The organism is Pseudomonas sp. R3.Fl, assembly GCF_023516765.1.
Lineage (GTDB): Bacteria > Pseudomonadota > Gammaproteobacteria > Pseudomonadales > Pseudomonadaceae > Pseudomonas > Pseudomonas citronellolis.
The window spans coordinates 6,171,578-6,190,330 of record NZ_JAMGSO010000001.1 but is presented as its reverse complement, the minus strand read 5'-3'; the positions used below and the strand labels follow the sequence as shown (position 1 = coordinate 6,190,330).

Below are 18,753 nucleotides of genomic sequence, written 5' to 3'. Positions count from 1 at the left end.
GCAGGCAAGGCATTGTGACATCACTATGAGCATACACCCAACTCACCTTGCGCGAATCAGACCGGCACCCACCGATGCGGAAGCAATTGCCCGATCTCACTGACTCGCTGCGTCGGCAGCCTCGTCAGCACGTCTTTGAGATAGGCATACGGATCATGCCCATTCATACGCGCCGATTGGATCAGGCTCATCATGGCAGCCGCCCGTTTACCGCTGCGCAATGACCCGGCAAACAACCAGTTCGAGCGTCCGAGCGCTCATGGCCGTATCTGGTTCTCGACCTGATTGTTGTCGATGGGCACGGCCCCATCGTCCAGGTAGCGCGTCAGCGCTACCCAGCGTTTCAGGCTGTAATCGAGGGCTTTTGCCGTGGCTGATCCGTTGGGCACCAGATCGCGCTGAGCCAACATCCAGTCATGCAGTGTTTTGATGATTGGCACCGCCATTTCCTGGCGTATTCGCCAGCGGCCTTCATCGCCCATGTCCCGCGCTTGGCGTTCAACCTCGTACAAACCGCTTATCGAGTGCAGGGCTTGTTCAGCCAGCTGACTTTTATTCGCTACGTGCAGGTCGAAAAACTTGCGGCGGGCGTGGGCCATGCAGCCGATTTCAGTGATGCCTTGCTCAAACCCAGCCTTGTAGCCAGCGAAGTCGTCGCAGACTAGCTTGCCGTTCCAGTCACCCAGGAAGTTGCGCGCATGTTCGCCAGCACGACTTGGGCTGAAGTCGTAAACCACTGCTTTAAGCGTCGAAAACGGCGTAGTGCTGTAGGCCCAGACATAGGCCCGGTGGGTTTTCTTCTCGCCTGGCGCAAGCATTTGCACCGGTGTTTCATCGGCGTGGATCACGCCCTGGTTCAGCACGGCTTCACACAGTGCATCGACCAGTGGCTGAAGTCGCACGCCGGTTTGTCCGACCCACTGCGCCAGGGTCGAGCGAGCAATGGCCAGCCCGGCGCGACCAAAGATTTTCTCCTGCCAGTACGGCGGCAAGTGATCGGCAAACTTGGCCACCATCACGTGGGCCAACAAGCCTGCGGTCGGAATACCTTTGTCGATGACCTGGGCCGGCACCGGCGCCTGGATCAGGGTTTCGCACTGACGGCAGGCCCATTTGCCCCGCACATGTTGCTCGACGGTAAACACGCCCGGCGTGTAATCCAGCTTCTCGCTGACGTCTTCGCCGATGCGTTGAAGTTGGCAGCCGCAGGCGCACTGGATATTTTCAGGCTCATGACGAATCACCGTGCGTGGGAACTGCGGCGGCAATGGCGAACGTTTCGGGGGATTGCCGTGGCTCGGCCTGTGACGTAGCTGGGAGGAGCTGTTTCAGCTCCGCCTCGATAGCTTCAAGGTCGGTATCGAGCAGGTCATCCAGCAAGCTGCCTTGCGCCGGACTGATTTGCTCGCTGCGCTTGGCAAACTTGTGGCGTTTGAGCAGAGCGATTTCGTAAGTGAGCTGCTCGATGATGGTTTCATCGTTCCGGATCTTCTTATTCATCGCCTCGACCTGGGATTGCAACTGCAACGCCTGTGCCGCCAATGCACGAAGCTGTTCCGGGGGCATCTGGTCGAGGTTGGGCGAGAAAGTCATACTGCCGATGGTGCCATAGCAGACGCGGGACGACGACAAGTAGACCAGCCAAATGGCCGGCGTTTACAGCATGCTAATCACACCGCCTGCACCGACGCGCTGCCACGGCAGACCCAGTACCAACGCCTGGAGTTGCTCGCTGTCGAGTTCGACCTCGCAGCCATGGCGAATGCCGGGCCAGTGGAACTTGCCTTGATTCAGTCGCTGCGCGGCAAGCCAGACGCCTACGCCGTCGTGCACCAGCACTTTCGGCGATTGGCGAACAGATAGGCGCAGTGCGGCTTCGCCGCACCGAACACCGCGATCACCCGGGCCAATGCCGTTTCGGTACCGGCGCGCATGTCCATCGGCTCGGTGGCCAGCCAGATGGCATCGATGCGAATCATTGAGCGACAGCCCGAATAAATTGCGCACAACCCTCAGGATCCGAGGCTGGCCATTTCACCATGATCACTTGTCCGGCCATAGGCAACTCGATGGTCACTGATGCCTCGGCAGGCCGTTTAGGTACAGCCTTCAGTGGGACAAATGCCGGCAGCGAAGGTATCGCTGGCTGATCGCGATAGAGCGGCAGCCATTTGCGAATGACGTTGGCATTAATGCCGTGACTGATGGCGACACTGGACACGGTTGCGCCAGGTTGCCACCGGCTGGGCGCTCTGATGCATCGCGAGTGCGGTCGAACCGCATGCGGCATCCTAGTCATACGGTCAATGCAATCGCTGCTGTAGCTTGCTTAGTCGAAGGAAAGGCATTGTCAAACACAAGAAAAGCACGATACCAAAAACATCCGCTACAAAATGAGTGTACGCCGAGGTAAAAGGGATGCCGTTCGTTACAGGATCAACAATCATCTCGTTCCCCATAGAAAAGCATAGAGTAAATACAGCTCCAACCCAGGGAGTCCAAGGCAACCCCTCGTTGAAGTCACGCTTAATCCCTCGTCCAATGGCAAAAAGCGACTCTAGTGGCCATAAAAGCACCGGCACCTGGGCAATCCTTTTGAGAACCTCACGCAGTGGAAGTGGATCCACTTTCTTGCCGGAAACAACTAAGTAGCTCAGGAAAAACGGAAAGGTGAATCCAAACAGCATGTGGCAAAGATGGTAATTCCAACCGACAACATTAAAAAATCGAAGTTGTATGACCAGAAACGCCAGGGAAATTAAAGCTCCAATTGAGAATGGTAGAAAGGCGAAGTGATTCTTCAGTCGCATTGCAGCCCCTATCTCGAGAAAAGATTTATTTAGACCTAATCAGCCACTTCAAGAACCATGAACCCAAAGGAGGTATTCATATCCTACTGCCTCCTGCGGCATCCAGAACCCGTCATCCCACATTGCGCTAATCTCCCCTGCCAGCTCTGGCAACCAGGACGAAGCAAGCACCTGATAGCTGACCTGAGGCTCAATGCCCTCGCGGCGCTTACCGACCTCCCATAGCGCGCGATAAAGCCTGCTGCACGGGGTCAGTTGCTGTACGTTCATTCGGTTGAACTTGAGCGGAATGCTGACCCCTTCGGGATCCAGATCGCCGAAGTACTCAGCGCTGGTTGCATCAACCTCCCGCATGACCTCAGCTAAAGCCATACCGGAAGCGCAAAGGGTATTGCCCGACCCAAAGACGATTGCGCTGTACTCCTTGGCTTGCTGGTTCCATTCACCAAGACTCCAGAAGGTATGGTGGTTCTCGACCACCAGCACTGGTTTGCCCTTCGCATCTGCAGGGCGATATGCCAACGGATGCTCCACCCTCATAGCACCAATTGAGCTCAATGGAAGCTTGCCGGCGAAGAGCGCATCACTGCGCACCCGTGAGTCCAGGTACTTCTCGTCCCCAAAAATCTCCAGCGATCGCTCTCGTAACGGGACAGTGAGGAACCTACCTCTGCGTACAATCAGCCACTCATTGATCAGAGCAGCTGTCGTGAGCTCAACTGAAGATAGGCCTGGCCAAAATCCGAGTTCTGGCACCCAAGCCACCCGGGTGTAATCAACAGATGGCTTTTCCTTACGCTCACGAGCCAGAGTCACAAAGGTCGGCATGGGCGGCCGGCCGAATCTCTCGAAGCTACCGATCGCAGGCAGCTTAAGAAGGCCTAGCTCCTGCCCTTTCTTGAGTGCTTCAAGGAGCCGGTGATCTCTATCGTGCATCTCCAATTGCTCAGGGTGAGCATCGAGCCACAACGAGCGGAGAATCATGAGATCGACCTTCTTGGTTCGATTGCGGCCAAGTCGCTCGAAAAAGAGCTCAATCATACTCGACGTCCCTCAGCTTCAAACGTCGCGGTGGCCATCTCAATGTGGGTACGTCGGGTCTTCGTGTTCACCCCAGCCTTGCGTAAGCGAACAATCCGCCTGAAGCCTTCAAGGATGTTCGCGTCAGCGTTGGCGGTAAAGCAGATCAACTGAATTTTCAAGCTCTCAGCCAGCATGCGCTGCGCATCAATAAGCGCCCTAGTCTGGACGTTGGCAAAGGGATTATCGAGCAACAGCGGCCCTCCCCCTCCCCGCTTGGCCTGGGCTTGAGTGTCGACGCGCAGATGGCTAACCAGCATGTAGAGGAACACTGCGATGACCGTGCCTTGGCCACCCGATTTCTTCATGCTGTTCACTGCCTGGTACTGAAAATCTTTGTTCTGCTCCATCTTGAGAAGATGAAGACCGAACGACTGCCGCGGAGTAAACGCCAGCAGGCATTGGGTGATGATCTCCGCGCCACTGCGTGGCAGCACACCGGCTTCGATCTGACGATTGAGGTAGTAGCGGATTTCATCCTTACGCTGATCCGATGACATCCCGATGTTATGCGTCATCTTCAGAATAGTTTGTCCGCCAACATACGGTGCCTGCGCTGGCAGCTTGATCTCCATCGCATGCTTCAGGAGCGAAGCTGCGGCCGTCGCGTGGTTGTACACCTCAATGGCGCAGCGCTCGAAGTCAGGCACCATTTCAGCAAGGTTGTCCTCAACCGCCGCAATGCGGTCGTCGACCATTTCGACCAAACGAACTCGATCACTACAAGCTGTGTCGAGATCACCAAACAGAAACTGCTCAGCGACAGCCCCTTCGACCTCGACAAAGTCAGCGCTGCGAGCGATAGAAAGAACTACCTTAAGTGCCTGCTCGGCAGTCGCTTGCCATTTTTCGACCTCTTTCGACCGCGTGCGCCTGCTAAGTAACAGCTGTTCGATGAGCTCAGAGACGTCCTCGCCCAACTCAACCTGGCGAGGGGTGAAGCCTTCAAGGCTGAAGGTCGCAGCCAAATTTCTGATCTGATTATCCAAATCCTTTCTAGCTACCAAGTCCTTTTCAGTGCCTCGTTTTGCAGTAGCAATTTGCTCCTGCAGGGCCTTCAAGAGAGATCGCTTTTCTTCGGATTCTTGCCGCTTCCGCTCTGCCGCGCCTTGGATTTCCTCATAGGCCAAGGCAAGCATTTCATCTGTCGGCTCCACATACGTACGACCACGCCAATACACCTCGTACTCCGTAGACGCACGGCTTGCATCACTCACGGCAACTTCATTCTGGACGCTCAACGACTGGTTTTCTCGCCCTTGACTCGCGACCTCTGCCTCGATATCCAAGTCGAGCAGTGCCTCTACGTCATTCGCATCAAGGGAGCCGAAATCATTCTGATACCTCATGCTGGCCTCTACGAGCTCTGCACGCAGCTTCTGAAGCTGCAGAGCGATGAGGCCTAAGCGATCCCTTTCTGCCACTGACAGCTCTGAGTCCACCACCTCGTAACGTCGACGCAAATCATCAATGCTGAAGCCCTTACGCAGGACTTCTGCCGCAGCATCGACATCGCTCCTGAACCTAGTGACGTCATCATGCTCGCGACTTAGGTCACCTCGCAGTGCAAGCAGCCGTTCCCGGGAATCTTGGGTTGTAGAGATTCGACTCTCTTCAAGCTGGAAACCATGAGCCTGATCCGCAAGCTCCGCATCCAAACGATCAATCTGTTTAGCGATCTCGCTGAGCTCCTTGTAGTACGAAGCCAGACTAATCTCCCACGTGTCCAGATAGCTCCTGAGTTGCTTCACATGGCTGTTCTGGGTTGCAATTTCACCATGCATAGCAGCAACACGCCGGCCCAGTTCATCTATGTTCCTTTCCAGCCGCTGGATCTCGCACTCCAACCGCGTGATCGCTTCAAGTGCACGCTGATGCTGATCTCTGCAGGCAGCGAGTTCAGACTCCGTATTGCGCACCAGCTGAATCGCGAACTTGCCCTGAAAATCATGGACTTCAGCGAGTACTTTTCTAGCTACCTTGCCGCGCTCGACTAAGACATCTCGATCAGCAAGCACAGATGAAATCGTGTCCTCGAACCTCACCAGCGCCTGCCGAGCAGCTTCGATGTTGTAAGCGGAATCATTGTGCGGCCGTAGTACTACACGCCCTTCCGAACAGCTCCCAAGATCAAGACTCGCCGGAGCCAAAGTCACAGGTGCAGAGAGCATCAGCCCCAAGTCATCTATCGAGCGCACTGCACTCTCCCACTCATGGGCAGCGACATTTACGCCCAGGTATCGTGCGGGGTCAGACAGGACGAGCGCGCGCGCTTCTGCAGCGTCCGGGCGCAATTCTGCCAGGTACGTATTTGCAGACCTAGCAGAGCGAATTCCAGCTTTTCGAAGCGCTTCCACTACCGCCGTGACATCATCACTCCGACCTGCCAGACTAGTCTGTTCAATGGACTCGCGCTCCCTGTTGAGCTGATCCAGGCGAATAGCCCGCTGTGCCATCTCCTCTTCGATAGCATTGATCAACTGCTGGAGCTCATCAACCAGTAAGGTCGAATATGGATCACACAGACCATCCGCAAGATCGATCAGCAGCGGATTGTGCTGAAGGGACTCCAACGCGATCTCATAGCTGCTCAGGAAGGCTGCCATGAGATCCTGAGCACTGGCAGCGTTGCTGGCCTCGCTCTTCGTGTCGCCCAGACGATTACGAATCTCGTCGAGCTCTGCAGACATGGCCGCACGCTGCTCATCAGACTCAGAGAGCTGAGCATTGAGCTCACTGATTGCATGAGATACCCGGGTGATCGCTGCACTCACATCGATATCGACAGGGAGCAAAATTCCCTGATTCACCAGCTCAGCATGCATCTTTTGTGCAGCGCCAACTTCCCCATTGAGGACGCCTTGCCGTCCAATCAAATCTGCTCTCTGACTCTCCAACGCGGATCGAAGATCACTGAGCCTCTTTTTTTCAGCCTGAGCCTGCTTTAGGGTGGTGGCAAACTCAGCTAGGTTCCCATCCAGCCCCTCGATTCGCTGACGAAGCACGTGCTGCAGCATTGCCCCGAGACTACTGGCTTCATCTTCAAGTGGTCGGAGCTCATTGGTTACCGCATCCTTCTTCCGCTCCTGCTCCTCCAGCAGACTGGAAATGCTCCGGATGTTCCTAGTCGCCTTAGCCGCCTCGAGGCACGACAATCGACGTAGACCTGTAGCTATCGACTCTTTAATTCCCTGAAGCCGTTGCTTGGCGGCATCCCTGTCACGCTGCAAGTGATGGCCGACAAGGGCTATGTATTGACCATCGGCCTCCGCGGCCTGTGACTCGACGACTCCGCACTGTGCAACAAACTGGGAAATGGCTGCTTTTGTCGAGCTTAAGCGGGAGTCGATGTCATTAACCTTCAACCTCATCCCGAAGCTCAAGTCAGCAGCCTCCTGCTCCACCTCTTGCAAGCTTTCACGAGCAGTAATCAGTTGTTCCGCGCTCGCTGCAAAGGGTCTCATGGCCTCCTGCAACGACTTGAGCTGGCCAAGCTTCTTCTCATGTTTCGGTTTCGCCTTCAGGCGATCCATCGTCTGTGCAACAAGGCTCCGCAGCTCTTGCGTGTGCTCCTGGTTCAGGGACAGCGTGAGTAACCGTGATACGAGCTCGCTCTCTGAGCTGAACGACAAGAACCCTTCTTCACTCCCGCCCTCACGACTGTTGAAAGTGACCTGCATTTTCAACAGTTCCAAATCAATGAGACGCTGATCCTCCAAATGCTTCATCCATTCGTATTGGTTGTGCGCAATGATGAAGTCGCCCTTACCGTGACTCCGTGCGAATTTCTGCGCCCACGCCAAAAAATCCTGCATGGTTTTCACCGGCGCCAAAGACACACCTGGGACGGGAAGACTCTCCCAGCACAGCCCTGCACCAGACTCGAACGCAAAGAAACGGCGATCAGTATCGGCAGCTCGATCAGCGGACTCTGTGAAGTGGACAGCCTGCCCGATCACCAACCGGTAGTCAGGCTGATTGGCAGCACGAGCAGGCATGATCCATTCAGTAATTAGGAACGACGGGCGAGGATCTTTGGCAAAGTAATCCCGAAATGCGTGCGACTCCGACTGCAGCGTTTGAAGCCACCGATCCTTTCGTGGATCGAAGCAGCTGAAGATGTACGCTAGCAGCGAGGTCTTGCCACCCCCATTCTCCAGGTTGATGCACGCGTCAATTGGCTCTCCCGTGACGGGATCGCACAGATCCAACGTCGTCTGTTCATACCAACCAGTCTGCGAACCAAATCGGTCAACATAGATTCGAGCAATGCGCATAGATCAGCCTTCCATAGGAGTGGCAGCGTCGATCGCAGCCTGAAAGAGACGTGGGAGGGTCAGTTCACGCAGCTGAACTCGAAACTGATGCGTTGGCGTAAAGGTCGTCGTCTCATTGATGTCCTCTTTTCCCTCTTTACGAACGAGGCCGTAGTCCTGCATCCGCGTTAGGCACACCTTCACCATGCCTTCCAAAGAGTTCAGGGACGCCCGCTCGGCGCCAGGGATTGTCGGAGGTAGATCAACCAACAAACTCCACCCCGGTCGTAGCTGCTCTGCTTGATAGCTATCGCCTTCGGCAGCTCGCTGCAGCCCATGAGCGATAGTGCTCAATGAGTCCCGGATCTGTCCCATCGTTACAGGCCAAGGCGTTCGACTCTCATCATCCAGAAAATCAGTGGTCGGATAGAACGCGGCCCCAATGGCGAGATGGGTGAGCACCATCGCAACCTTCTGCTCCTCCGTCATGTTCCGACGAAGATCCGCAAGCCTGATGGAAAAGCGGCTTTCCTTGCCGAAAGGTGCGATCACCATGCCTCTCTCGCTCACATCGAGAATCTTCAGCTCCAGGCCCTCAGCCATGCCTTTCACGGTTTCAGAAAACTCTCGATCCGCGCGATATTTGGCAAGCAGCTCTCTGTACTCGGCGTCATTGCGCGGGCTGTTGTTTGCACCCAGGGACTTGTAGATCAGCGTGGAAGCCTCTCTGCTATCGGTCTTCATCACTTACCTCCTCGCCCGCCGCCGCAGGGTCAAATCGCAGGTTGTCACCCGACACGACTGGTGACTCGTATTCGCCTTCGACGTTTGCGTGCAAATGCCTGTATCGAGACTCACTGTCAGCAAAAGCGCGGTAGAGCTCGTATCCAATCGCCTTACGCTCCATAAACGACAGTCCAGCCTCCTCTGCCTCGTTCAGCAGTCGATCAAGATAGAGAGGTGTTTCCGCGAGCATTTTGCTGTCAAGCCAGGAGTGGATCTTGGCAATCAGCTCTGGCGAGAAGGGAGGCAATATTTCTGGAAACTCAGAAATCTCACCATCATCGTCTTCCTCCTCGGAGAGCACGGGTTTGTTGCGTCGCTCAAGAAGAACATCGAAGAGGTTGGAAAGGTCTTGAACCTTCGGGGCAACTGCTGGGTAGAAACTTAGGAGCACATCCTCCGCGAACCCGGCGACCACCTGAACAGGTTTGGAGATCATCTCAGGCAAGACCTGGAGCTCCAGATCAGGAAGCCCTGAGCTACGGCGCGGCCGAAAGCCTGCCGCCTGCCCTTCCAGAAACTGATCACCGGCACCGCTAATCTCAGTCTGCAGCTTCATCCGTTGAAGGTTTGCTGCTTCCAGCAGCTTGTGCAGGCCACTCAAGGCGCTCTTGGCATCCAGGCTGTCAGAAACCCTGATCTTCTGCGTCAGCGACTCTTTCATCGCATGGTCAACGGTCTGTCGATCTTCGACGTGTACTCGAGCCTCACTCAGGCGAGGGCTAATTTCCTTTCGCCAAGTGACGGAGCCTGGCGACTTTGCGTTTTGAATTATGAATTCACGAATCTGCTGACGATGCTCAATCGACAGTGCGCGAGCACGTCCTGCGAGCTCAAGCGCCTGCTGGAACCGCCCTCGTTCGATCAGATGCAGCAGCATCTTTTCAATAAGGATTTGATAGTCCTCGACCTCCAGGTCAAGCATCCCCATCAGTACGAGATATCCGTCCCTCGTAGGTGAATAACGAAGGACGCTCTCGTAGTCAGCCTCCAATCGAACCAGTCTAAAATTAGCGATACGCATGCTCCCCGATGGAGCATGAAAGAAGGTTTCTTTGTGCTCAGCGTATTTGTTTGAAGCGTTAGTCAGCGTGTCGAGGACGATTTCAGCAATCCGCTGACAAGAGCGCTCATCCAGTTCAGCCTGCATGCTACCGGCGAGCGCCTTGAGATGATCTGTGACCTCACCTCGAGTAAAGCCCTGATTCAGAGCCGCTCCCTCCATCATGTGATAGAGAGCAGCAAGGCAAAGGTAATTGGTGTCTATACCCTCAAGCAGGTATGAACCGTCATCGCGGATGTGGCTCAGCTTATTGAAGTCGAGCCGAAGGAGCGGTCGAATCAACAAGAGGTTTCTCTGTTGTGAGGAGAGATCCAGGATGTCTCCAAACCCTGTGACATCATACTCAGAGAAATCAGATAGATCAGTCATGATAAGCCCCAGGTTCCTAACCATGCCGGCAGAATCGGCGGGACATAGACAACATCATCGAATCATTTTGATTCGATATCGAATAATAGACCTAAGTTGCAATGCACCGCAACGGCTGAAGCAAACAGGCGCGTTTTGATGGCAATAGACATCCCCGATCACACCCAGGCCCAGCATGAGCGGCTTGCATACATCGACCTGAATCTTTGGTTCTTAGGCGAGGTGCGAAGGCAGAACCTGATAAAGCGTTTTCAGATCAAGTCTGCGTCAGCGACCAGGGATCTAGCGCTATACATGGAGATCGCTCCTGGAAACCTGGTCTACGACAGCAGCGCGAAGACCTACTACATCGGCGAGTCGTTCAAGCCACTCTATGACTTCAGCCCTAGCCGCGTATTGACCTGGCTTAGCCAAGGATTTGCCGATGGATTCCCCGGGGTTTGGTCTGCCGGAGTCCCCACTGTCCAACCAGCTCGGCTTGGCCAGCCCAGACTCGACACTCTGGGCATAGTCACGCGAGCCATTTACCAGGAAAAGCCCCTGCGAATTCGCTATGAATCGATGACAGGCTCGAGCACTCGCGTCATCGTCCCGCACACCCTGGTGGATAACGGGCTCCGGTGGCACGTAAGAGGCTTCGATCGGAAGCGCAGGGGGTTCAGGGATTTCGTGATCACGCGAATCATCGATCCAGAGATACTCTCGGGTCAGTTGGTTCCAGACCAGGAGCGCAGGACGGCTGACAATCAATGGGATCAGACTGTGACCCTGATCCTCATTCCTCACCCTGACCAACCTCGCCCAGAGGTGACCCATCTGGATTACGGCATGACTGATGGGAAGATTGAGATGACTGTACCCGCTATGTCAGCGGGCTATACGCTGAGGCAATGGAGCGTGGATTGCTCGCCAGATCACCGGCTGCGCGGGCATGAGTACCGGCTTTGGCTGCAGAACCATGAGGTGCTAAACGGACTCAGTAACGCAGTACTCGCTCCAGGATATCCAGAGAAAGAAGTAAAGGATGTCGGCGCCGCATAGAGCGTCGACTGCTGCTCCACCGCTTGTATGGATGTACTCCAGGTACAAATCCTCGAAGCCCACGATCAATGCCAACAACGCTCTGCCATCAGTTCGATCCGTAGCTAAAACCTGCCACTCATGAACGTCGGTGGATGACGGCCGCGGATAAGCTTGAGGGTGGGTATGCCACTCCCCGATGTAGCGAATCATCCCATTACTCTCAGCCCATCGAAGTTTCGCAACTGAGTGGTGACGATGGGTGCTGCGCCTATCCCAGAAAGTCGTAAGCGAACGGGCATCACACCTTGCCGGCGGGTACCCAGTTATGCGGCAGCAGCTCGATCAGGGCGCTGGCCTTCTGCGTCGGCAGGCGCATGAGCATGTCCTTCAGGTACCCGGTTGGCGCGCTTGTTGGTGAAGAGGTAGGCACAGTGCGGCTGCGCCGCACCGAACACCTGCACCACCCGGGCCAACGCTGTTTCGGTGCCGGCGCGCATGTCCAGCGGCTCGGTGGCGAGCCAGATGCGCTCGATGCGGATCACCTCAGCAGCTCGCGCAGGAAGCGGGCGCAGCCTTCAGGGTCGTTGCCCGGCCACTGCACCGACAGCTTGCCGGCCCGATGGGGAATGGCGATCTGGATGGCCATGTCGGCCGCATTCGGAGTAGCCGGCAGGCTCGGGACGAGAGGAATCGGAATAAAACTTGAAGGTGCAGCGGGCAACTGCGCCTGCTGGCGGCGAATCCACTTATGCATGAGATTGGCGTTGAGGCCATGACTCAAGGCCACACCGGCAACCGAGGCGCCGGGCTGGATACACTCATCGACGACCTGGGCCTTGAAGGATTTTGGATAGGAGCGGCGTTGGCCTGGCACGGGAGATCCTCCACTAGGGGCTTGAAATGGTGTCCACCCAAAACAGGTGGACACCATGCCGCTAGCTGGAAGAACCGGGGAGGTGTGTTGGCCGGACGCTTACTCTCGTTCTGCAACCGCTCTGCGTCGTCCGATTTCCCAGCAGTGAATTAGCCCCTTGTCCCTCTGCTGCCATATCTCTTGCCAAGTCAGATTCGAACGCAGCGGCTCATCTATTGATCGATTGAGTTGTTCCACCTGCAGATCATCCTCGTGTGTTGATAGGGCTTGCTAGCTCATCCAGCCACAGTTGAATTCGGGACCGGCTAGCCGCCCAGTTGCAAAGCCGTTTTTCGTGCATTCTCAACGTCGAGGTATGCTGAGGCGTATGAAGCAGTGAGCAGCTCGGGAGGAAGCACCCAGTCCCATTTTTCTCGCATCATGTTTTCCACGCCAGCAAGAATCTCGGAGAGTGGCTGCGCCGGCGATATAGCAATGCGCTGCAATGCGTCCCTCACACGATCGACACTACCGCCAACCTCGAGTACCACGCCTGCGCTTTCGCACTTCAGCCCTTGGCGCTCAAGTAGGATCGCAAGCGCATCATTCGTCCAATCGCCTTGCCAAGTAAGCACCGCAGTTTTGGCTCCGATGTCGACAACTCCTCGACTATCCAAACCAAACTCTCGGAAACAGCGACGCGCTTCGTCAAGAAGCTGCTGTGCAATCGGATCTAGAAACGGACATGCCTCATCATCGCTAAGTAGCCGCTTCATCTCCTCGCGAATCTGATCGTGTATGCGTGCACCAATTCCATCGAAAAGCGGCGGAGCGCCTCCGGGCGATGGCCTGACAACCACGACTTTTGCACTTCCATCAACGTCTGTGACTTGCCATCGGCGCCCTGCAAAAATAATGCGCTGATCGACGCTTAGCGGGCTGGAAACAGGTAACGCTCCGAGCGTCTTGCCATCACAAATCAGCCTGAACTCATCGTCGCTAACGAAGGCACTGTAGAAGTCATAATGATTGATGAGTCGCTCTCCTGCCTGCCCAGGCAGGAGCAAACCTCCAGCTTCCTGAGCAATAAGATCGTGCTCCCCCATCGCCCTTAAAAGCATCACAAAGTCCGGTTGTGAAACGGTCGAGAATGGCCCTCCAGTAACAAGGGCTCCCCACAGTTCAGCAGCGGTAGCACCGCCCTTCTGAGCAATGCTGGACAGGATCTGTTGTACGAGTGTCGAGTAGTGAAGTCCGTGAACCCTCGGTGGCTCAAACCAACCGGCCATCAGTAGCCTGATCATTGCAACGCTTTGAACGAGGCCTTGGCGTAAACAATCCGAAAGAGATGAGTCGTCGCTCAATCGACGCTCGATGCAATAGCCCCGCAAGATCGCAGCCTCACCGGCGCGTCTTCCCGACCGACCTAACCGCTGACGCAGACTGGCGACACTCGGCGGCGAACCAATTTGCCCAACGGTTCGAATATTTCCAATGTCGATACCCAATTCAAGGGTGGTCGTACACACCGCGGTAGCTGGCCGCCCTCCAGCTTTCAGAGCCTGCTCAGTTTCCTCTCTAACGTCTTTCGAAAGATTTCCGTGGTGCGGCCAGAACTCGTTGGGAACACCTTCTTTCTCACACAGGCGTCTAAGGCTGTCAGCGTACCACTCAACCTTTTTCCGGCTGTTAGGAAACACAAGGTTGTTGCTACCTCGAAATACCTGAAACAGGTGCGCGGCAATCGACTCTTCTATCCCGACCTGAGCTTCATCAACCTCATCGTCATCGCTGGCTTCTTCAGACCCTTTAGGCTCTTCCACGTAGCCTCTGACTTGGACTTTCAGCACCTGCCCTGAGCTTTTGGACTCGATGATCTTGACGTCCTGCTGCCTCCCTGGGCTCAAAAATGTAGACGCTAGCGACATGTCACCCAGCGTGGCCGAAAGACCGACTCTCGGGACGCTTCGCTCAACGACACGCTCTATCCGATGCAGCAAGGACTGCAGCTGCTTGCCGCGCTCACTTCCGATGAAAGCATGCAACTCGTCGACAACGAGGTATCGCAGGTTCGCGAATATCGCGGCGAGTCCAGCCCCTCGATTCACGAACATCGCTTCGAGCGATTCGGGAGTTATCAATAGAACGCCTCGTGGAGATTTTACGAAGCGCTGCTTACGGCTTGCAGAGATGTCGCCATGCCAAGCAATGACCGGGATATCGAGCTCCTCACAGAGCGCCTCAAGCCTACCCCACTGATCGTTGATCAGCGCCTTCAAAGGGCTAACGTAAATGACGGAGCCCGCAGGCTCTTCATGCTTCAGCAGATTGGTAAGAATCGGGAGGAACGCAGCTTCGGTCTTACCTGCTGCGGTGGATGCCGCAATGATCACATCGCGATCAGCATTCAGTAGTGCAGGGATAGCACGCTCCTGGGCATCACGTAAGGATGTCCATCCCTCTCGATAGACCCAGCGCTGGATTGCCGGGTCCAGGAGATCAAAACCAACTGAATCAGAGCTGGAAGGTGGCAAGCTCATCATCAGGATCTACTTGAATATCTGCTGCACCGCCATTGTCGGCGGCAACCTCCACTGCGCCGAGCAAGCTACGCCAATCCGAACCAGGATTCTGTTCAAGCACTGCAAGCAAGTTGATGAATGCTGTGATTGTCGTCCGTGGCGTGCGGAAATACGCCTCACCAAGCCGTTGATTACAGTGCGCCATAAAGGCTGGCAAAGCCTCGTCAGGCAGCAAGTAGCGCGATTGCTCACCGCCAGCGTAAACATGCCGCAGCTTCTGCAAGAGGACATAGAAATCCTCTGGCGACAGACTAGCCAGGCGAATCACTGGCCCGGACAGGTCAACCAAGCCGGATTTCGCGAAGGAGTTCTCAGCGAGGCGCGACTGCAGCGCCGGATAGCTATAGAGCCCACGCCGAGTATCCATGAGGAACTCTGGCGTCCCGCCAAGCACGAACCCAAGACCTTCTGCGGCGCCCTGGAGGGAGTCGTTCAGGATCCGCAGGATTTGCTCGTAGTTGGCGTTACGCGCCTGCGTGTTAGAGAGCTTGTAAAGGTTCACCAGCTCATCAAGGCAAACCATTAGCCCGCTGAAGCCAGCGAGCCTGACAAAACGGGAGAGGAGCTTGAGCTGATCGTAAACAGATGCGTCATCAATGATCGTGCGGACGCCAAGAGCGGCACGCGCATCAGTCTTCGTAGTGAACTCACCGCGCAGCCACCTAATGGCATCTGCTTTCAGCTGCTCGCTCCCTTCTTCAAAGCCTTTGCAGTAAGCAGCGATCACATCGGCAAAGTCGTAGCCATTCACCATCTCGGTAAGCTCGTCGAGATGTGCGCGAATGACCTCTTCGCTGCTCTTACCTGAGGTTTTCGCCTCTGTCTTAGCCTGGGCAATGAACTTCTCAACGATGCCCTGCAGCGCTCCGCCGTCAGGCTTTGTGCGCGTGGACATGTTCTTCGCAAGCTCCGCATAGAGCGAGCGCGCCTGACCACCGGTAGCGTGCAGACGCCGATCGGGATTCAGATCCGCGTGCATCGTCACAAGCTTGCGCTCCATGGCGATGGCACGAACCAGGTTCAGGAAGAACGTCTTACCCGCACCGTATTCCCCGATGACAACTCGGAATGCAGAGCCGCCATCCGACAGCCGCTCGACATCACGAATCAGTGATTCAAGTTCACCTACACGTCCAACCTGGATGAGATGCTGACCAACCCTAGGCACCACGCCCGCCCGAAGAGACTGAATCACTGCGTCACGATCTTTAGCTCTGATTGTGCTCATACAGTTAGCTGTTCCCTGATCTCTGGATTGATTTCGACAGGCTCCTCACCTTCGGTGACTGGCATGTCAAACAAGTCGAATGCAGCGTCGTTGACGTGCTCTAAAGCACCGTCGAGCATCAGCTCCATGTCCGCAGCTGCGGCTTCAAGTTCGTCTCGACTCCATTCACTGCGAGAGACGAGTAGACGAAGGAATGCAGAGTGCTCTGCGTCGAGATTCCAAAGCGTCGTATCTCCCGAAACCTCCTCCTCTACCGCGGGCTCCTCGGGCTCGACAACTTGCTCGTCGACAAACACCTGGGCGAGGAGCTTGGAGACTTGCTCCGTCTCTTTCTGCAGCGCTGCAATTCGATCCTGGTCGAGTACGAAACCACCGCCCGATGTCGGCGCCGGCACAGCTGTTTTAGATGAAACTGCAGCAGAGGGAGTACTCCCGGGCTGACTGCTCGCCGCAATGTGGAGGTCGCTATAGAGCAACTGAGCATCAAGCTGCAGGGTCTTGTACACACGCTCCAGAAGCTTGACCTCTGCCGGACTCACTTCACCATCAGCCTGAGCAAGGTGCGCCAGGAAAGCAACAATCGCTCTCTTCGCCGACGGATCTAAAGGATCCAAGCGTTTTTTGAGGCTTTGCAGCGTCGGCGGCTGATTCAATTGGAGGCGCAGATGCGCTTTGAGGCGCTTGCGATGCGCGCTGCTCAGGTGACTCCAGGAATCGATGTGGCGCGAGAGCAGCATGATCTCTTGAGGCGAAGTTTCGCCATCAGCGGCGGCAACAGCGCATGCAAGATCAAGGGTCACCGACGCAGCACCATATGCAGGCGAAGATCGCAGATCACCGTCTTCAGGTTGCGTAGCAAACAACGCAATCGAGTCCTCTGCCTTGGGAATTCGGCTCCCCGCCAGAACGTCGGGTTGTAGGCCTATGTGCAGAGACTCAAGGGCCCGCGCGAACGCTAAAACTTTATCTCTTGAGAGCGCGCCCGCGCTCTTCAGACGGCCTGCCAACTCGCCAAAACTCATGACAAGCATGCCATCGCCAATCCGTTCCTTCAGCAGCTCAACCTCAGCGCGCGACGTCTCTGGCCAAAGCGCAATTGGGAGCTGAAGCACGCCTTCTAGCGCATCAGGAGCATCGGGATTACGCCCCAGGTAACGACTGTAAGAATCCAGTTCCGCTGTGCATTCGTCAGCAATCTTCTGAAGCTTATTTCGAGGGCCGCTCACCGCAGTGACATCGGGAAGATTTTCGGTACCTGGCACCTTCAGCGGCTGCAGCGTGGCAGACGCCGGCCGGTACTCGACCTTCACTCGAGTCTTATTCTGAGGCAGAACGATTCCGGCTCCATGGGCCTCCTCGTACCTCATCTTGAACAGCTTGGCGAACTCCACCTGGCAACGAGTGGCAGATGTGCGCAGACCAATGTTGACGTCGGAGTGCACCCAAGCGAGAGCCCATTCTGCCGGCACTGGCTGCTTGTCCATCGCGAGCTGGCCAAGGCCAACTCTAAGTTCCATAGCCATCTCATAAGATGACCGATCTACTTCAGGAGGCTTCTCCAGGTAACGCTTCTCTCGGAAGCCTTCGGTAGTCAAGAATTCCAGAAACCTTCTGGTATAGCCTTGGAACGAGTAGTTGTCCTGATAGATGGCCCGTAGCCGCTCGACTTCAGCAATGATTGCTGGCACTTCTGCTGCCGCGTCCGGATCGCTTTTCGCATCAACGAAGGCGCGCCGCTCCAAGCCATAGAAGAAAATAAAGACGTAGCCGATGTTTGCGTGTGGGGCCTTCCTGCCACTGGACAGCCACTGTAAATATGCACGCCTTGCCTCCGGAGATAGGCTGTCGTAGCTCGGCCAGTAATAGGTCAGGCGCTCGGCGATATCGACGATCCGACGCGCCACAGGAAGGTTTGGGTCGATCATCGAGGGCTCAGTTTCACCGTACGACAGGCCCGTGCTAGTTCCCAGGTAGAACATCCCTCCAGGAATCTTCTCTCCGGCAATTTCAATCGCTTCACCTGCCGGCACCCAATGGGGCTCCATGTCCTCGAATTCTGCTGATCGATCAGGAATCCGGTACGACGATGGCTTACTGGAGCCAATCGATATCGTGAAGAAGTGCGGCAGGTCTTTCTCGGCAGAGGGAGGCGGATCAAACCGAGCAGGTGCTGAAGCAGCTTGAATGATGCGAGAAGGCACCTCAGAAGCGGGCGCTTCGGCCTTCGCAGTTTGATTCAGTGGAACTTCAGCGACCGGCGCTGCTGAAGCTATGGGAGCCGGCTCGGGTTCATCGAGCGAAAGTGTGAAAAATGCCGACAGGTCGATTTCAGTATGCGGAGCCACTTGCGCCTGCTTAGCTGCCTGGGCTGGCTTCGTGATCCGCGGGGCTGCAGCAGCTGGAGCCGCGGGCTTAGTCAGCCTTGCAGGTTTAGAGGAATTGACGAGCTTGGCAGACTTAGTTGACGCGGCCTGATCAACCTTGGCAGGAGGGCTGCGATTAACAAGCGGCTTTGAGTCAGCGACGAGCTTGGCAATCAGCCAAATAACTCCCCCCGCCACAAGCGCGATGCCGATGAGAAACCAGACGGTCTTGGGAATCGAGGAAACGATCACGACGAAGATCGCGGCCAAAACTAAACCGCCGGAGGCGTTCGCTTTCTTCCCTCTGTGCTTCCTTGCCATGAGTCCCCCCCCCCTTCCTTAG

Annotated in this window: 14 protein-coding genes and 2 pseudogenes; 1 reads left to right on the top strand and 15 read right to left on the bottom strand. The window is 55.8% G+C overall.

Going from position 1 to position 18,753, the window contains the following annotated elements; translation table 11 throughout:
• Window positions 1–56 precede the first annotated feature (56 nt).
• The 9 genes and pseudogenes from tnpC to M8R19_RS27405 form a co-directional block, all read right to left on the bottom strand.
• Window positions 57–1,593: pseudogene (gene tnpC / locus M8R19_RS27440) on the bottom strand (IS66 family transposase).
• A gap of 63 nt (window positions 1,594–1,656) precedes the next feature.
• The gene (gene tnpB, locus M8R19_RS33575) at window positions 1,657–1,833 is read right to left on the bottom strand and encodes an IS66 family insertion sequence element accessory protein TnpB (protein WP_502943002.1); all 177 of its coding nucleotides are present in this window, start codon (window positions 1,831–1,833) and stop codon (window positions 1,657–1,659) included.
• Window positions 1,818–1,979 carry an IS66 family insertion sequence element accessory protein TnpB gene (gene tnpB, locus M8R19_RS33570; RefSeq protein ID WP_502943000.1) on the bottom strand — a complete coding sequence of 54 codons (162 nt, stop codon included), beginning with the start codon at window positions 1,977–1,979 and terminating at the stop codon, window positions 1,818–1,820. Before tnpB (M8R19_RS33570) ends, tnpB (M8R19_RS33575) begins: the two co-directional genes overlap by 16 nt.
• On the bottom strand, window positions 1,976–2,221 hold the full coding sequence (locus M8R19_RS27430; protein ID WP_249919483.1) for a hypothetical protein: 246 nt from the start codon (window positions 2,219–2,221) through the stop codon (window positions 1,976–1,978). Before M8R19_RS27430 ends, tnpB (M8R19_RS33570) begins: the two co-directional genes overlap by 4 nt.
• Before the next feature lie 82 nt (window positions 2,222–2,303).
• Window positions 2,304–2,810: a hypothetical protein gene (locus tag M8R19_RS27425; protein ID WP_249919482.1), complete on the bottom strand. Its 507-nt coding sequence runs from the start codon at window positions 2,808–2,810 to the stop codon at window positions 2,304–2,306.
• A gap of 48 nt (window positions 2,811–2,858) precedes the next feature.
• The gene (locus M8R19_RS27420) at window positions 2,859–3,851 is read right to left on the bottom strand and encodes a Wadjet anti-phage system protein JetD domain-containing protein (protein ID WP_249919481.1); all 993 of its coding nucleotides are present in this window, start codon (window positions 3,849–3,851) and stop codon (window positions 2,859–2,861) included.
• A complete protein-coding gene (locus tag M8R19_RS27415; RefSeq protein ID WP_249919480.1) occupies window positions 3,848–8,167 on the bottom strand; it encodes a coiled-coil domain-containing protein in 4,320 nt (1,439 codons plus the stop codon). The genes M8R19_RS27420 and M8R19_RS27415 overlap by 4 nt, the downstream gene beginning before the upstream one ends.
• 3 nt (window positions 8,168–8,170) lie before the next feature.
• A complete protein-coding gene (locus M8R19_RS27410; protein ID WP_249919479.1) occupies window positions 8,171–8,890 on the bottom strand; it encodes a hypothetical protein in 720 nt (239 codons plus the stop codon).
• Window positions 8,877–10,361 carry a hypothetical protein gene (locus M8R19_RS27405; protein WP_249919478.1) on the bottom strand — a complete coding sequence of 495 codons (1,485 nt, stop codon included), beginning with the start codon at window positions 10,359–10,361 and terminating at the stop codon, window positions 8,877–8,879. The genes M8R19_RS27410 and M8R19_RS27405 overlap by 14 nt, the downstream gene beginning before the upstream one ends.
• Before the next feature lie 138 nt (window positions 10,362–10,499).
• On the opposite strand from M8R19_RS27405, the gene M8R19_RS27400 reads away from it, so the two are divergent.
• Window positions 10,500–11,402, top strand: coding sequence for a helix-turn-helix transcriptional regulator (locus M8R19_RS27400; protein ID WP_249919477.1), 903 nt, complete (start codon window positions 10,500–10,502; stop codon window positions 11,400–11,402).
• Here the strand turns inward: M8R19_RS27400 and M8R19_RS27395 are convergent.
• From M8R19_RS27395 to M8R19_RS27370, 6 genes and pseudogenes are all read right to left on the bottom strand, one after another.
• Window positions 11,328–11,711, bottom strand: a complete 384-nt coding sequence (locus M8R19_RS27395; protein WP_349654715.1) for a Mov34/MPN/PAD-1 family protein — start codon at window positions 11,709–11,711, stop codon at window positions 11,328–11,330. The two genes, M8R19_RS27400 and M8R19_RS27395, sit on opposite strands and share 75 nt — an antisense overlap.
• 125 nt (window positions 11,712–11,836) lie before the next feature.
• Window positions 11,837–11,881, bottom strand: a pseudogene (locus M8R19_RS33565) (hypothetical protein); the annotation flags it as partial.
• A 41-nt stretch (window positions 11,882–11,922) separates the two neighbouring features.
• The gene (tnpA, locus tag M8R19_RS27385) at window positions 11,923–12,258 is read right to left on the bottom strand and encodes an IS66-like element accessory protein TnpA (RefSeq protein WP_249919475.1); all 336 of its coding nucleotides are present in this window, start codon (window positions 12,256–12,258) and stop codon (window positions 11,923–11,925) included.
• A gap of 305 nt (window positions 12,259–12,563) precedes the next feature.
• Window positions 12,564–14,777 carry a DEAD/DEAH box helicase gene (locus tag M8R19_RS27380; protein ID WP_249920239.1) on the bottom strand — a complete coding sequence of 738 codons (2,214 nt, stop codon included), beginning with the start codon at window positions 14,775–14,777 and terminating at the stop codon, window positions 12,564–12,566.
• On the bottom strand, window positions 14,752–16,047 hold the full coding sequence (locus M8R19_RS27375; RefSeq protein ID WP_249919474.1) for an ATP-binding protein: 1,296 nt from the start codon (window positions 16,045–16,047) through the stop codon (window positions 14,752–14,754). Before M8R19_RS27375 ends, M8R19_RS27380 begins: the two co-directional genes overlap by 26 nt.
• The gene (locus M8R19_RS27370) at window positions 16,044–18,731 is read right to left on the bottom strand and encodes a tellurite resistance TerB family protein (protein ID WP_333545829.1); all 2,688 of its coding nucleotides are present in this window, start codon (window positions 18,729–18,731) and stop codon (window positions 16,044–16,046) included. The genes M8R19_RS27375 and M8R19_RS27370 overlap by 4 nt, the downstream gene beginning before the upstream one ends.
• Between the last annotated feature and the right edge of the window lie 22 nt (window positions 18,732–18,753).